This window comes from Paenibacillus sp. FSL R5-0908 (assembly GCF_038006245.1).
Taxonomy (GTDB): Bacteria; Bacillota; Bacilli; order Paenibacillales; family Paenibacillaceae; genus Paenibacillus_AQ; species Paenibacillus_AQ odorifer.
Map to the genome: position 1 here is coordinate 508,026 of NZ_JBBOUV010000001.1, position 16,531 is coordinate 524,556.

A 16,531-nucleotide genomic window follows, 5' to 3' on the forward strand; every position below is an offset into this window, starting at 1 on the left:
TTTTAGAGCATTTTGAAACGTTCCAACTGTTCCCATAATCCTTCCTTCCGAAGGATTTCTGCTTGTTTGGGTCCCAAAAGGTCAAAGTGGGGGAACGGCGAACGATTATGAATATATTTAGCCGGCAGTCCATTTTCCTCACACCAATATGTTAGTCTGGTTAGGTCACTACAGCCGACCTTGGTGACAGTAGTCATGCCGGGAAAACGCGGGTCTAGCCAGTAATGGGTTAAGAAAGCGATCTCTCCTGCGGAGACTGCCTTTTTCCAGCGGGTTAATTCTTCTCTGTTGATGCCGAAGGCCATTACGTCTCCTCCTTATCTAGTATAGTTGACAACATTATAACCCATTGAAAGGGGATTACATCATGAACGGACAGGTAAGAGCCGATATTCGTCCTGGGCTTGAAGTGGATATTGTGCTTAAGCAGGATCAGCCGACGGGTAAGCTAACACATGGAACGGTAAAGGATATTCTCACGAACTCACCTCGACATCCGCATGGCATCAAGGTGCGTTTAACCAGTGGACAGGTAGGACGAGTTAAGAATATTGTTGCTAACTAACAATAAACTTTACCTTTGATTTTTATAAAAAAGCGCCCCTAATCCACTGAGATTGGGGCGTTTTTCTATTTTATCTGCTCATAAAATCCTCAACAGACTTATCGGCTTTGGTCTGATTACATAACGTACAAGCGCAAACGCAATTATCCGGAGTAGTATGGCCGCCTTTAGCACGGGGGAGCAAATGATCTATAGTGTCTCCATAGGAGCCACAGAAGTAGCAAGTATAGTTGTCTCTAGTCAATATATAAGCACGGAAATCCTTATTGCTGTAAATCCGGCGGATGGTTCGGCGATTCACTACGATAGCGGCATGTTCTCTGACTAGAGTAACCGCAAGCTCGTAGTCAATTTCCTGATGCCAGCGATGTCCTTTATCACTGTGGCCACGCATTAGAATTTTCCCATTGGCGGAGGGAATCAACTGCGTTGGATCTTCCGGACTCAGTTTCACGCCTTGAGAATGAGATTGTTTCCTACGTTGTTCCAAGCCCCGTATGCGCTGATTTGGGTTGGATTGCGGTGAAGAAGCAACCATGGAAGAAGGCTTTCCTTGCTTGGAGCGTTCCTTGACAGCTGAAGAAGGGGGTTGAGTGGTATCAGGTTGTAATGGAATGGGACCTGCTGCAAGAGTGAGATCTATGTTTTGTCGTTGTTTGCGGCACTCCCGACAAGCGCCACGGCGAGACTGGCCTTTGGAACGTTTGCCGGTACGTTTACGAAATTCAGAGAGCGGCTTCTGTTGCTGGCAATAGGTACATTGTTTGGTGGATAAAAGATGAGTATCGTTCATAGATATGTTAGGTTCAGCGCGTCTTTGCGCCCGTCCTGTCTCCTTGTTTTTAGGATCCAATGTATTTTATTTATTAGATTCAGTCGGCAGGGGTAACATTTCGTTCTAATCTTAGTATAGCGTAAAATACAATCGTTCACATCGCACTCAAAAAAAGCTTAAATACGGCTTTTTGTGTGATATCTGTCTTGGTGACATTCAGGAAAAACATGTAAAATTGAAAAGAGTTGTAAGGAATGCTCTACTTTTTAAACATGGGAAGGGGTACTGAAATGAAGCCAACCAAAAAAAGGCCGTTTACGGTAACATTGCTTTATATTCTTCATATATTTTTGGGGATTGGAGCGTTTGCAGGAGGCGGGTCAATGGTCATAGATCCTAGTGGTGATCTGATACACATACCCACATCTATGTTGGAAAGATCGCCATTTTCAGATTTTTTAATTCCGGGTACTTTGCTATTCATCGTATTTGGTATCCTGCCCATGTTCGTGTTGTATGGGTTGATCAAGAGACCGGAATGGCATTGGGTGAATATTTTGAATCCCTTTAAAAAATTATATTGCTTCTGGGCATTGTCCCTATATATCGGATTTGGTCTAATTATTTGGATTATGGTGCAGACGTATATGCTTGACAGTGTGGTAATTATACATCTGGTCTATATGAGTCTAGGGCTTTTGATCCAAGCTGTGACGCTGCTTCCTTCCGTACAAAGTTACTTTTTGCTGGACGGCGGTACCGAAAGACGTTAAAATTGCAGTGAACTGAAGGTATTTCATTAGTCTGGGCAAGGAGTGAACCGGATTGACAACTATATACGATATTGCCAAAAGAACCGGTTACTCTCCTACAACGGTATCCAAGGCGTTTAATAATTATTCCGATGTACGGGAGAAGACTCGCCAGGAAATTTTCCGGGTTGCCCAAGAAATGGGATATTTGCCGAATTCCCATGCCCGTACACTGACCACTAAGAAATCATGGACCATCGGTGTATTGTTTGTAGAGAATACGGGATTTGGTATTCGCCATCCCTTTTTTAGCGCTGTGATTGAGAGCTTTAAGAAGGTTGCTGTGGATAAGGGGTATGCCCTCATGTTTATTTCCAAGGATGTTGGGGGGAAGCAAAGTGGGTATTTGGAGAATTGCCGAATCCGTGGTGTAGATGGTGTTGTTGTTTTCTTGTCTGATTATGAGGACCCCTATTTCCGTGAGCTGCTAGAGAGTGATATTCCTACTGTGATTCTGGATTTTGAGACTACGCAGTCGCATACGGTATGTTCGGATAATACGGCTGGAGCTCAGCTTGCGATAGAGTATTTAGTTTCTTTGGGTCATCGCAAGATTGCTCATATTTCCGGGGGGATGAACACTTTTCCCGGTAAAACTCGGGAGTTAGGGTATAAGTACGCTATGAAGCAGCAGGGGCTTGAAGTGCCGGAGTCCTATGTTGTGAATGGAGCTTTTTATTCTCGTGAAAGTGGTTATAATGCGATGCTGGAGCTTCTTAAGCTGCCTGATCGGCCAACCGCTGTTTTTGCTTCGGGTGACATGTTAGCTTTAGGGGCTATTATGGCGGCAAAAGATAGTGGACTTTCCGTACCGCTGGACATTTCAGTTGTAGGGTACGATGATATTGATCTAGCTGAGTATGTTACACCTGCATTGACAACCATTCGTCAGGATACGGCACTTTTAGGAAGCCGGGCAGCGGACATTCTTTTAGCATCGATTGAAGGGAAGCAGTTGGATAAGGAAGCGGTTTTAGTTCCGGTAGAAGTGATCGAGCGGGAATCCTGTGCGCCTCCGGCTAGCGGGAATTAGGGCCGTATCAAATTCCATAACTACAGAGAGCGGGCTGCTATCCACAGGATAAATCTTGACGTAGAGAAAAGAGTCCTGATAAAGTAGAGGACATCATAGCTTGAATTGTTCCTATGTGGTATTTGCTACAGCGTATTCAGAGGAATAGGGCTATAATGGGGCATATTGTTATGCCGCTTTTTTCCTGCTCTCGTTAGATCATTTTTTTTCGTAATATTCGAAACCGGTTTCGATTATAGGTTTCGAATTGATATGAAATCAAAGTTTACCGAGGGTTTCCTTGAATTTTCTCAAACGTTTCAGGGGTCCATCGCTCCGAACCCTAACATCGGATGGTGATCCAGTAAAGACAGTGCTTGTTGTTAGTAACAAAACAATTAGAGGAGATGGATGAAATGGCAAAAGTCCAAACTGTTGTAACTGCAAAAGATACAGGGGAACGCTTGACTCCGAAAGAGGCGATTGTTTTTAGCACAAGAGTAGATTCTGGATCTGCCGATGTAGAGCTTAAGCCAGAGCAGGAGTTCCAAAAGATGATCGGATTTGGCGGCGCTTTCACAGAAGCTGCGGCCTATACGTTGTCACGGCTCAGTCCTGAGAAACGGGCAGAGGTTATTCACCGCTATTTTCATCCGGTAGAGGGGTTAGGCTATAACATGGGTCGTGTTCATATCCATAGCTGTGACTTTGCTCTTGGAAATTATACTTATGTCGCTGATCATGATACGGAGCTGGCTACCTTTGATATCTCTCATGATCATAAGTGGGTGCTTCCGCTGATTAAGGATGCAATGCAGGTAAAAGGCGGAGCGTTCACGATGTTGGCTTCTCCTTGGAGCCCTCCGGCATGGATGAAAACAAATGGTGAAATGAATAATGGAGGATCACTCAAGCCAGAATACGCTGAAGTTTGGGCACGCTATTATACCAAATTTATCGAAGCTTATGGGAAGGAAGGCGTACCTATTTGGGCGGTTTCTGTGCAAAATGAGCCAGCTGCTGTTCAAGTCTGGGATTCTTGCATTTATAGTGCGGAAGAGGAACGCGATTTTGTTAAAAATCATCTCGGTCCCGTGATGCAGCAGGCAGGCCATTCCGATGTGAACATTGTCATCTGGGATCATAACCGCGATATTATGGTCGAACGTGCTTCGGTCGTGTTGTCTGATCCTGAAGCTGCACAATATGTGTGGGGTACAGGCATCCACTGGTATGGTGGTGAGGAGTTCGACAAGGTAGAGAAGGTACATGATCTATTTCCTGACAAACATCTATTATTCACTGAGGGCTGTCAAGAGGGCGGCGTCAAGCTTGGCGAATGGTTTACAGGTGAACGTTACGGCAGAAATATGATTGGGGATCTCAATGCATGGACAGAAGGATACCTGGACTGGAACCTCGTACTGGATGAGACCGGCGGGCCCAATCATGTAGGGAATCTCTGTGATGCCCCAATTATAGCAGATACAACAACAGACGAATTGCACTATAACAGCTCTTATTATTATATCGGGCATTTCAGTAAATTTATCGCGCCAGGTGCGGTACGGATTGGCTTTACTTCTGAAGCGGAAGGCATCCTATCCACAGCATTCCGTAATCCGGACGGCAGCATTGCTGTCATATTGATGAATGAGAGCGAAGAAGTTCGCACGGTAACCTTGGGGCTTGGCGAAGAAATTGCCAACTGCGAACTATCCCCTCATTCTATCGTAACGCATCTGATTTCATAAATAAGTAACAGTTTAGGAGGACATTAACGTGAGTAATTATTATTTCGAATCAGGTAACTTTGTAATGGAGCAGTTTGATACAGGAAAGCCTTTCTCTAGTTTCCTGCCAGGTCTTGCAGGTCTTAAGGGAATTCCAATGTGGACTTTTTATGTGAACCGGGGGCAAGCGATTTGCAGCTTTGGGGTACGCGACAAGAACTCGCCAATCATGGAATTCTCTCCAGCAAATATCTCTTATAAAGACGTAGGAACCACCGGATTCCGAACCTTTATTAAAATAAAAGGCGAGCAAGAGATTTATGAGCCATTTCAATCGGCACGTCCAGATCCCGCCGCCAAGCGGATCATGACCATTTTGCCTAACGGACTGACCCTTGAAGAAAGCCATGCCGGGCATGGGCTGAAGACGACTGTACACTATTTCAATCTGCCTAATGACGATTATGCCGCGTTGGTACGTCGGGTGGAGATTGAGAATATCGGCGGCAAAGAGATTGAGCTGGAGCTGATGGATGGTCTGCCTGAGATTTTGCCTTACGGAGTAGAAAACAGTGGCTACAAGGAGATTGGTAACCTGCTGCGCAGCTGGATGGACGTATACAATCTGGAGAACGGTATACCGTTCTATAAGCTGCGTTCCAGCACCAATGATAGTGCACAGGTTAGCGAAATCACAAATGGACATTTCTATCTGTCGTTTACTGGAGAAGGAGAAAAAGTCGCGCCAATCGTTGATTTCGAACTTATTTTCGGCGGCAATACCTCTCTTACTTACCCAGACCGCTTTGCGGGATTAACGCTTTCGGAGCTGAGTGAGCTTCCACAATATCCAGTCAATAAGGTTCCTTGCGGCTTCAGTGGTTTGGGTAGACGTTTGGCACCGGGCAGCAGCTTGACCCTGAATACTTTGGTTGGGCATGTAAATGACATCGACAAAATCAATAAAAAGGCGGAGCAGTTATGCCGGGATGAATATATCCTGTCCAAATCCCAGGAAGCCGCAGGTCTGACAGAGGCATTAACAGAAGACATTGCCACGCACACTTCATCGGCTGTGTTTGATGCTTATTGCCGTCAGTCCTATCTCGATAACTTCCTGCGCGGAGGCTATCCTTTTATTTTTGACAATGGTGGAGATGGCTTTGTAGTTCATTTATATTCCCGCAAGCATGGGGATTTGGAGCGCGACTATAACTTCTTCTCACTTGCCCCAGAATACTATTCACAGGGGAATGGTAACTTCCGCGATATGAATCAAAACCGCCGGAATGATGTGTTTTTTAATCCGAAGGTGGGCAGCTTCAACATCAAAATGTTCTATAGCTTGATTCAAGCAGATGGCTACAACCCACTAAGTGTTCAAGGAACAACCTTTGAAGTGAAGCCAGACAGCAAAGCGAAGGCTGCGGAATGGATCGGAGAAGCGGCTGCGGATCATCAAGCTGAGCTTGTTAAGCTATGCAACAGCCGGTTCACCCCGGGCAGCCTGATCAATTACATTGCGGATCATAACGTTACGTTGAAGGTTAGTGAGCAGGAGTTTCTGTCGGGTCTGCTGGCCCTGTCACAGCAAAACATTGAGGCTGCTTTTGGCGAAGGCTTCTGGTCTGATCACTGGACGTACAATTTGGATCTCGTAGTAGGTTATTTGGACATCTTCCCTGACAAGAAGCAGGAGCTTTTATTTGGGGATAGTACTTATGCGTTCTATGACAGCCCAGCATATGTGCTGCCACGTAGTGAGAAGTATGTAATTAGTGACGGAAAAGCCCGGCAATATGGCGCTCTCCTTGAAGATGAGGAGAAGCTGCATAAGCTGAAATGGAAAGCTGGAGATACCCATTGGCTGCGTACCAAAGGTGGGCAAGATGCTATTTACCACACCAATCTGTTCGTGAAGATGTTGTCTCTTGCTTTGAATAAATTTGCTACGCTTGACCCTTACGGCATGGGTGTGGAGATGGAAGGAAACAAGCCGGGCTGGAACGATGCCATGAACGGTCTGCCGGGATTGTTTGGCTCCGGAATGAGTGAGACTTTTGAGCTGAAGCGTACTGTAGTCTTTTTGCTGGATGTGCTGAACGGTGCTGAGAATGTACAGGGAGCTGTAAAGCTGCCAGAAGAAATCGCGAAGCTGCTTGAAGCGGTATATCACGCGGTAACTGCTGTCCTAGCAGGAGAAGTGGAACAATTCAACTATTGGGATACAGTAGCTTCAGCCCGAGAAGCTTATAGAGCAAGTATCCGGTTTGGCATTACGGGTGCTGAAACTGAAGTAACCTTGGAACACATCCGCGAAGCTCTTTCCAAGTTCCTGGTTAAAATTGATGAGGGAATCAACAAGGCGGTAGAAATGGGCAATGGACTTACCCCAACCTATTTCCGCTTTGAAGCGGAGAAATTCCATCAGGTAACAGATGCTGAGGGTCAGCCAGTAATTAGCGGATACGGGTTGCCAAAGGCTGTGGTAGAGGAGTTTAAGGCTTATGCCTTGCCTTATTTCCTAGAAGGACCTACCCGCTGGTTGAAGACGATGAAGAATCCGGTGCAGGCAAAAGAAATCTATAATCTGATTAAGCAGACAGAGCTGTATGATCAGGCAACATCTATGTATCAGACCTCTGTTAGTCTAGAAGGTGAATCGCATGAAATCGGACGGATGAGAGCCTTCACACCAGGCTGGCTAGAACGGGAGTCTAACTTCCTGCACATGTCCTATAAGTATTTGCTTGAGCTGCTGAAGGGCGGGCTGTATGAGGAATTCTACGGCGAGCTGAAGACGTCGCTGGTACCATTCCTTGATCCTTCTGTTTATGGACGTAGTACACTGGAGAATTCATCATTTATCGCAACTGGAGGCAATCCTGATCCAAATAATCACGGTAGAGGGTTCGTAGCGAGACTTAGTGGATCGACCGCGGAATTCTTAAGCATGTGGAGAACAATGATGGCTGGAAGCCATGTTTTCAGAATGGAGGATGGAGCGCTTACGCTGTCTCTCGATCCGGTATTGCCAGGATGGCTGTTTGATGAAGAGGGTAAACTGTCTTTCACTTTCCTAGGGAATACGGAGGTAATCTATTCTAACCCAAAACGTGAAAATACCTTTGGCGAGAAGAAGGTTAGCATTCAATCTTTGATGCTTGTATACCGCAATGGAACTGTGACTAAAATATCTGGAGCGTTCGTGCGCGGTGAAGAGGCAGAGGCTCTGCGGCGTGGAGAAATTGCGCAAATTCAAGCAGTATTAGCATAAAAATAGAGGGGCGAGCTGCGGCTCGCCCTTAAATTTTCACTCCATCCGAAAAATGGTACCTATAATCCGAAATTCAAAGCCTTACGGAGACAGGCAAAAGCAAATACAATGGATACATAAACATTGTAAGCGCTTTAGATTAAATACAGATATAGAGCCTGGAGGTCCAAAGGATGGAGAACAAAAAAAGCATGGAAGTAAGCTCAGCGATGAAGCCGTTAATTCCTGGCAATTTCGAAACCGGTAAAGTAAATCGGAGCCCGCTTTGGAAGAGGTTCATTGCCCAGCGTCATTTGCAGACAATGGCTCTACTCGGCATTGCGTGGATGATAATCTTTAACTACATTCCCATGTATGGAATTATCATTGCTTTTAAAGATTACAACATCGTTAAAACGATTGCAGAAGCCCCATGGGTGGGACTTACACATTTCAAAGAGTTCATGGATGATGACAATCTCTCGAATGTAATTAAAAATACGCTCGGCATCAGCTTGTTTAAGCTAATTATCGGATTTCCCCTGCCGATAATATTTGCTCTATTTCTGAATGAAGTTCGTTCAATGAAATTCAAGAAGACCATACAGACGATTTCGTATTTGCCCCACTTTCTCTCATGGGTGGTACTCGGAGGGATTTTGGCTACATGGCTTGCTGATGTAGGAATTATCAATAACATTTTGCTAGCGCTTCATCTGATTGATCAGCCAATTACATACTTGGCTGAGCCTGGTTACTTCTGGACGATTATTATCTCCTCTGATATCTGGAAAGAACTTGGATGGTCAGCGATTATCTATTTAGCAGCAATTTCCGGTGTATCTCCTGAAATGTACGAGGCGGCGACAATCGACGGCGCGGGCAGATTTCAGAAGATGTGGTATGTTACCTTGCCGGCGATTAAATCGACAATCAGCATTCTCTTCATTCTCGCGGTCAGCGGAGTGCTGAACTCCAACTTTGATCAGATTCTGGTCCTGCGCAACTCACTGAATGATAGTGCAAGTAATGTAATTGATTACTATGTGTACTATACAGGGATTCTCTCAGGCCGCTTCTCTTACTCAACTGCAGTTGGATTGTTAAAATCGGTTATCGCTCTAATATTGCTGCTGATTGCCAACCAAGTATCTAAAAAAATCAACGATACATCGTTGTTCTAGGATAAGGAGGACCATATATGTTTGCACTTAAGCGTAAAACGAAGGGCGAGGCCCTGTTCGATATCATCAATAATCTCATCATGTTATGTATCTGCTTCATAACGCTTTACCCGATCTGGTACGTATTGGTTAACGCCTTCAATAACGGTAATGACGCCATGCGGGGAGGAATCTACTGGTGGCCGCGGATGTTCAGCTTTGAGAATTTCGAGGCCGTATTTGCCAGCCCCGGCATCATGCAGGCGATGTGGGTTACTGTCGCCAAAACACTTTTGGGTACTGTACTGCATGTATTTTTCACAGCGATGGTAGCTTATGCATTCTCCAGAAAAAACCTCATTGGCGGTAAGTTCTACATGCTTATGGGTACAGTGACTCTCTTTTTTGGCGGGGGACTCATTCCTACCTTCCTGCTGATGAAGGACCTTCACCTATTGGAGAATTTCCTAGTCTATATTATTCCGGTTATGTTTAGCTTCTTTGATCTTATTATCTTCATGACCTTTTTCCGGGAGATTCCCGATGGGCTGGAAGAAGCGGCACGGATTGACGGTGCTAATGATTGGTCCATCTTTCTAAGAATCGTACTTCCAGTATCCATGCCTGTAATTGCTACCATTGCGCTGTTCCATGGCGTGTATCAGTGGAATGATTACTTCACGGGTATGATCTATATCAATAATACTGATCTGCAGCCGATTCAGACGTATTTGTTCCGGGTCGTCGCACAATCGAGCTCTAGTCAAATGATGGTCGCTGTACAAGGCAGCAGCGTTACGAGAAGCGTAACGTCACAGTCCATTAAGCTGGCGACGATGGTAGTGACCACATTGCCGATAGTATTCGTGTATCCGTTCCTGCAGCGTTATTTCGTTAAAGGGATGATGATCGGCTCCATTAAGGGCTGATGTCTAGCAGTGATAACTCCTCCGGTTGCCTACAGCTGTAGGCACTGGGGTTGAGCTTATAATTAACATTCATAGAAAAGGGGTAAACAAGCATGGGCATGAAACGTAAGCCAAAAGCAATGGGAGTTCTGCTTCTCGCAATAATGATGTCATTGTCAGCCGCAGGCTGCTCCAGCGGGAATAATGCTGGTAAGAATGCCGAAGGTAATGCTAACAGCGCTAAAGCTACTAATACGGAGGCAAGTGCTGAACCGACTGCTGCTGCATTATCAGCAGATGAACCGGGATGGAAGATTGATACTTCACCTATTACATTTGACTGGTACCTGAACTTCTCATGGTTCCCTAATAAATGGGGCGTGGACCCAACCTCTCAATATGTAACTAAGAAGACCGGAGTTGATATTAATTTCATCGTTCCGGCTGGTAACGAGAATGAGAAGCTTAACACGCTGATTGCATCCGGTAAATTGCCTGATTTCATCACTTTGGGTTTCTGGGAAGATGCGATTAAGAAAATGGTCGAAGGTGAACTTGTTCTTCCATTGAACAAACTTGCTGATGAATATGATCCGTACTTCTTTAAAGTATCCGATGCTGATAAGCTGGGCTGGTATACACAAGAAGACGGCAATGTGTATGGCTATCCTAACTCTTCTTCCTCTCCTGCCGACTATGAGAAATATGGGGAAAATTACGTATCCAACCAAGTATTCGCTGTCCGCAAGGATATGTATGAAGCTATTGGAAGTCCAGATATGCGCACACCAGAAGGTTTCTTGAATGCGCTTAAATTAGCGAAAGAGAAATTCCCTGACGTAAATGGACAGCCGCTTATTCCACTTGGTTTGCATGAATTTACCGAGAACGGTAACGATTCTTTGGAAGGTTATCTGCAGAACTTCTTGGCAATCCCAAGAGAAAAAGATGGCAAGGTATATGCTCGTGAAACCGATCCTGAATATATCCGCTGGATGAAGGCACTTCGTCAAGCGAATCAAGACGGTCTGCTGGCTAAAGATATCTTTATCGACAAACGCCCACAAATGGAAGAAAAAATTGCCCAAGGCCGTTATTTCGCAATGCTGTATCAACGTACAGACTTTGCAGCACAGCTAGGAACGATTTACCAACAGGATCCAACCAAAACGTATATCGCTGTTGACGGACCTTCCAATACGAATTTGGATAAACCAACCCTTGATGGCCCTGGTATCTCCGGTTGGACGGTAACACTGATCTCCAAAGATGTTAAGGATAAAGCACGTGCTATCCGCTTCCTCAGCTACTTGAACAGTGAAGAAGGCAACAAAGACTTGTTCTTAGGCGAAAAAGGTGTCAGCTACGATACGATTGATGGAAAAGATCAATTTAAACCAGAAGTGTTTGATTTGATGAATAAAGACCGTTCGACGTTTGATAAGCAAATCGGATCTTCCTTTACATTCTGGATGCTGCAAAATACGAACATCACGGACCAATGGGCTCCTAAATCGGTAGAACCATTTAAGCAATTGGAAGATTGGACTAGAGGTAAATCCATAGGCTCCTCCGAGTTCCAACAAATCGAACCAACAGGAAACTCTCCTGAAGGCATCATCGCTTCGAAGCTGAAACAGCTGCGCGGTAAAACTATGCCGAAGTTGCTCATGGCTTCCTCCGATGCGGAGTTCGATAAGATTTGGAATGAGTATTTAGAGAAGAGAAAGAAGGAAGGCGAAGATGTATTTGATGCCTACCAACAAAAGAAATATGAAGAGAATAAAGTGAAGCTGTCCATAAAATAAAAAGCATGACCCAAAATGCCCGCTAACTGCGGGCTTTTGGGTTATTTTCGAATTATAATAAGGAATAGATATCAAGTATTTGAATATTCACTATTTTAGCGAGGTGGACAGGACAGAAGTGTATAAAGTGAATAGGCGAGATCGAACCAGAGCATTATGGCATTCATTTAGTTATTGGTGGGGGCGAAGATCACTTCAGAGCCGTTTAATTGCAGCGTATGTTTTTATTGTTTTAGGCCCGTGTATGCTGGTTTCTGTCTATTCCTATAAAGCCATTAATAATACCTATCTCCGCGATGCCGTCGAGAAAAATGATTATTTGTCGCAAATGGAGAAGCTGCATATTCATAATCAGATTGAAGCGATGGAACGGGCGGCGCAAATGGCTTATTCTGATGCCGAAGTAGAAAAATTCTTAGCGAATGAAACCGAACCGCAGCTAGTAGATTTGGTTGATTTTAATACAAATGCTTATGTGAATATGACTCGTATTCAATTTAATAATCCGAATATTGAGCATTTACGGCTGTATTCGAGAAGTAATAAGGTGCATGAAATTTGGCCGATTATCTTTCGCGAAGAGCGGGTTTCTTCCACCCCATGGTTTCAGAAAGCGCTTCAATTGAAGGGGCAGGAATACTGGTCTTTTCAGAAAAATGATCCGGATTTGATGCAGAGATACTTGGGAGCACCGACGGAGAGTCTGCCAAAGGTTTCTTTGCTGCGTGAGAAGAGTCGGCCAGCAGACAATCATATTGGCATGGTGCAGGTGGATATGCTGCTGAGTCGGTTTACACCCAAGACGTATACAGATGTACGGGATAATCAGACCCAGATGTTCCTTGTGGATAGTGAGCTGCAGCTTTTCACCAGGCCGGACAACTCTTTTTTGCAGGATAATCTAGAGATGGCTGATATGATTGCAGAACGGTATAAGCAGTTCCGGGAAACTGGCGAATGGGACAGTAATTACTCGGAGAATGGTAAATCGTTTTTGTTAATTAACACTCCGCTAGAACGAATTGATGCTTATTTGCTAAATGTAGTGTCAATGGAGGGGGTGATGAAGGATATCTCCCGCACGCGCAACTTAATCATTGGAGCCAATGTTGGTTTTATTACTTTACTAACGCTGATCGCTTATGTGACAAATGCCTTTATTCTAAAAAATCTACGTAGATTGACCGAAACGATGAAAAAAGTGCGCAGAGGTGAAGCGTACACTGGAATAATGATTCGTGGTGGAGGGGAAGTCGGGGAGCTTGCCCATCATTTCTCCAAGCTGATGAACACCATCAATACGTTGGTGGCTCAGGCAGTGAGCAAGCAGGCGTTGTCTAAAGAGGCAGAGCTGCGTACGCTGCATAACCAGATTGACGCACATTTTTTATATAATACGCTGGAAAATATAAAAATGCTGGCTGAAATTGAGAATCAGCGAACGATCTCGGATGCACTGACTTCGCTGGGTGGGATGATGCGCTATAATTTTAAATGGTCCGGAGAGTATGTGAAGCTGCGGGATGAAGTCCGCCATATCGAAAATTACATTGAAGTGATGAATATTCGTTTTGAATATCCGGTTAAGTTAGTGCTTCATATTGAACCTCGATATTTGGAGCTGGAGGTGCTGAAAATGTCACTGCAGCCTATTGTAGAGAACAGTGTTAAGCATGCTTGGTGCGACGGGAAAGAGAATTTACAGGACCCGAACATTCATATTCATATTTCGGAAACGGAAGGTGATATTTGCATAGAGCTTCGTGATAATGGCATCGGCTTAACTCCAGAGTGTTTGGTTGCTTTGAACGAGGCGATTTATGCGAAAGATGAGCGCTGTGAGAGTGCCTCAGAACAGAGGGATGTTGACCGCCGAACAGGTGGTATTGGACTGAGGAATGTACATCAGCGACTGCAAATCTTTTATGGTGATGAATATGGGCTTGTAGTACAGAGTGAAGCAGGGAGTTGGACGATGGTACGTCTGACCTTGCCGAAAGTTCTTTTGACAGGAGAAAAACAACTATGAAGAAGCTACTGATCATTGATGATGAAAAGAATATCCGTTACGGTCTCAAGACTATGATAGAAAGAGAATTTCCGTCCGTGTATACCATCACAATGGCGAGTAATGGCGCAGAGGGTTTCGAGATCTTTAAGACCGAAGGTGCAGATATTATTATTACAGATATACGTATGCCAGTGATGGATGGAATTACGCTGTTGGAGCAGATATCTAAGGTAACAAGTGGTGAGAAAAGCCCGGCAGTGCTGATCTTAAGCGGGTATGATGATTTCGAATATGCCAAAAGCGCGATTCGTTATCGCGTGAAGGATTACTTGCTGAAGCCGATCCGCCGAGATGAGTTGTTCGAAATTTTGAAGAATATCGATAAGGAACAGGAAGAACAGGATCTCAGCGCAAGGCAGCTGGAACAGGAAACGGAACACTTCCGCAGGGAACTGCGGTCCAGTCGTTTACGGGGACTGCTAATGCAGCAGGAGGTTCCGCTGGAGCGTGAGCAGCAAGAGTGGCTAAGTGATCTGCAAGCACCTTTTACAGTTGGTGTGTTGAATTACTATTACAATGACGGAACAAGAATGAAGTCGGGGGATGTTCAGGGACTGGCGGAACGATTGATCGGTCCGCTTGAAAAGTTTTTCTCGGAAATCACAACGGATTGGGATGGCAAATTAGTCTTGATCGGGAGCAGAAAACAGGATTTTATGGAGCTGTCCAGACAAGCTGAAGCTAAGGAAATAAAGGGATTATCGATTGGGATTAGCAGCGAAGGAGGAAGTCTTGAGGACCTCCGTTCCTGTTATAAGGAAGCCTGCCGGGCACTGCAATATACTTTTTTATATCCGCAAGTGAGTTTATTGGATTATGGGGATGTTGGCCAGGGACGGTCTAACTTTCCGTTACCGAAGGAGGAGCTTCGCAAGCTGCTCAATATGCTGGGAACAGAACGCGAGAAGGAGATGAAGCATCTTCTATCTGTGATTTTTCAAACTGAGCATTTGAAGGAACTGGACCTAGCTTATCTGGAGTCCGTGGGACAGAATGTAAACGAGCTGGTGTTGGATGAAGTGTTTCGGGTGCATGGCGAAGCCTCGGTAGAGGTATTGAAGCTGTATCGTACGGTAGGCAATATGTACAACTATCGTCATTTCCACGAATATTATCGTGCGCTGGAGAACTTACTCTTGAGTGTGAATGAATACATTGTAGGCGTAAGGTCTGCGCATACCGAGCATGCGGATATGGAAGAGGCACTGAGCTATATTGAAGCCAACTACGCCCGTCCACTGAATATGGCTATGGTCAGCAATCATGTATCCCTGAATTATTCTTATTTCAGCGAAGCTTTTAAGGCATATACCGGTGAGAATTTTGTTATCTATTTAAAAAAGGTCCGCATCCGTCACGCTAAAGAGCTATTGGCAAAAGGCTGCAGTAAGCTCGCAACAGTCTCAGAAGAGGTAGGCTTCGAGAATAGTAAACAATTTGCCCGTGTTTTTAAAGAGCTGGAGGGGATTTCCCCAGGTGATTATAGAGCGAAAATAGTATCCGAAGAGTGTTGAGGCTATTGAAGATGCATTTAGAAGCGGCCCTCCTATATAATGGATTTGAGAAGATTTATTGGAGGAATGAAGGGTGGAAGAAATACAAGGCAATTTGATTACGGTTCAGACATTAGCAGCGGATTTTCGTCGACTGGGCGTTAAGGCGGGCATGACGATTTTATTGCATTCTTCTTTTAAATCGTTAGGCAAATGGGTAGCCGGGGGCCCGGTCGCTGTTATTTTGGCATTGGAGGAGGTCCTCGGAGAATCTGGCACGCTGGTAATGCCTACTCATTCAAGTGACCTAACTGATCCCGCAGGCTGGAGCAACCCACCGGTGCCGGAGGCGTGGTGGCAGAGTATCCGCGAGCAGATGCCGCCTTATGATCCAGACCTGACCCAACTTAGAGGAATGGGGGTTATTCCGGACTGCTTCCGTAAACAAAAAGGAGTAAAACGCAGTGACCATCCGATACATTCGTTTGCCGCTTGGGGCAAGCATAGAGACGAAATTATGTATGGTCATTCGCTTGAAATGGGGCTGGGGGAAGATTCTCCGCTGGCTCGTATTTACGATTTAGGCGGACATGTACTGTTGCTGGGAGTAGGCAATCTTAATAATACTTCCCTGCATCTTGCCGAATGCCGCGCATCTTATGCTGGCAAGAAGGAAACCCTTGGCGGGGCGCCCATTATGGTGGATGGAGTTAGACAGTGGGTGGAATTTAAGGAGCTAGATTGGGATTCTGACGATTTCGTTCAGCTGGCAGATCAGTTTGGACAAGAGACGGGGCTTATTACATATGGACAGGTTGCTTCCGCAACCGCTCAATTGCTTCCGCAACGGGAAATCGTAGATTATGCAGTGAACTGGATGGAACAGAACAGGAAGTAGAACCTCATTGGATAGGGGAAACGGAAGGAGAAGCTGG

13 protein-coding genes are annotated in these 16,531 nt (G+C 45.1%); 11 read left to right on the forward strand and 2 right to left on the reverse strand.

Annotated features, from left to right (window positions below; all coding sequences use genetic code 11):
• Positions 1–2: 2 nt before the first annotated feature.
• Positions 3–305, reverse strand: a complete 303-nt coding sequence (locus tag MKZ09_RS02280; RefSeq protein ID WP_076124555.1) for a hypothetical protein — start codon at positions 303–305, stop codon at positions 3–5.
• Positions 306–367: 62 nt separating this feature from the next.
• On the opposite strand from MKZ09_RS02280, the gene MKZ09_RS02285 reads away from it, so the two are divergent.
• Complete coding sequence (locus MKZ09_RS02285) at positions 368–565, forward strand: YwbE family protein (protein ID WP_036682616.1); 198 nt, start codon at positions 368–370, stop codon at positions 563–565.
• A 70-nt stretch (positions 566–635) separates the two neighbouring features.
• Here MKZ09_RS02285 and MKZ09_RS02290 read toward each other — a convergent pair whose 3' ends face one another.
• Complete coding sequence (locus MKZ09_RS02290; RefSeq protein ID WP_341040592.1) at positions 636–1,418, reverse strand: HNH endonuclease; 783 nt, start codon at positions 1,416–1,418, stop codon at positions 636–638.
• 212 nt (positions 1,419–1,630) lie between these two features.
• On the opposite strand from MKZ09_RS02290, the gene MKZ09_RS02295 reads away from it, so the two are divergent.
• The 10 genes from MKZ09_RS02295 to MKZ09_RS02340 all read left to right on the forward strand — a co-directional run bounded on the left by MKZ09_RS02295 (position 1,631) and on the right by MKZ09_RS02340 (position 16,494).
• Positions 1,631–2,113, forward strand: a complete 483-nt coding sequence (locus MKZ09_RS02295; protein WP_076203599.1) for a hypothetical protein — start codon at positions 1,631–1,633, stop codon at positions 2,111–2,113.
• A 52-nt stretch (positions 2,114–2,165) separates the two neighbouring features.
• Positions 2,166–3,185 carry a LacI family DNA-binding transcriptional regulator gene (locus tag MKZ09_RS02300; RefSeq protein WP_076203604.1) on the forward strand — a complete coding sequence of 340 codons (1,020 nt, stop codon included), beginning with the start codon at positions 2,166–2,168 and terminating at the stop codon, positions 3,183–3,185.
• 395 nt (positions 3,186–3,580) lie between these two features.
• A complete protein-coding gene (locus tag MKZ09_RS02305) occupies positions 3,581–4,918 on the forward strand; it encodes a glycoside hydrolase family 30 protein (RefSeq protein WP_076134882.1) in 1,338 nt (445 codons plus the stop codon).
• A 28-nt stretch (positions 4,919–4,946) separates the two neighbouring features.
• Complete coding sequence (locus tag MKZ09_RS02310; RefSeq protein WP_076203607.1) at positions 4,947–8,174, forward strand: cellobiose phosphorylase; 3,228 nt, start codon at positions 4,947–4,949, stop codon at positions 8,172–8,174.
• Positions 8,175–8,347: 173 nt separating this feature from the next.
• Complete coding sequence (locus MKZ09_RS02315; RefSeq protein WP_036682605.1) at positions 8,348–9,337, forward strand: ABC transporter permease; 990 nt, start codon at positions 8,348–8,350, stop codon at positions 9,335–9,337.
• A 17-nt stretch (positions 9,338–9,354) separates the two neighbouring features.
• Positions 9,355–10,245: a carbohydrate ABC transporter permease gene (locus MKZ09_RS02320; protein ID WP_036682603.1), complete on the forward strand. Its 891-nt coding sequence runs from the start codon at positions 9,355–9,357 to the stop codon at positions 10,243–10,245.
• Between the two features lie 92 nt (positions 10,246–10,337).
• The gene (locus MKZ09_RS02325; protein ID WP_036682600.1) at positions 10,338–12,032 is read left to right on the forward strand and encodes an extracellular solute-binding protein; all 1,695 of its coding nucleotides are present in this window, start codon (positions 10,338–10,340) and stop codon (positions 12,030–12,032) included.
• A gap of 118 nt (positions 12,033–12,150) precedes the next feature.
• Positions 12,151–14,061: a histidine kinase gene (locus MKZ09_RS02330; RefSeq protein WP_081394231.1), complete on the forward strand. Its 1,911-nt coding sequence runs from the start codon at positions 12,151–12,153 to the stop codon at positions 14,059–14,061.
• Complete coding sequence (locus MKZ09_RS02335) at positions 14,058–15,617, forward strand: response regulator (RefSeq protein WP_076134885.1); 1,560 nt, start codon at positions 14,058–14,060, stop codon at positions 15,615–15,617. The genes MKZ09_RS02330 and MKZ09_RS02335 overlap by 4 nt, the downstream gene beginning before the upstream one ends.
• A gap of 73 nt (positions 15,618–15,690) precedes the next feature.
• Entirely contained in the window at positions 15,691–16,494 is an 804-nt protein-coding gene (locus tag MKZ09_RS02340; protein ID WP_076203610.1) for an aminoglycoside N(3)-acetyltransferase, read from the forward strand.
• The last annotated feature ends 37 nt before the right edge of the window (positions 16,495–16,531 follow it).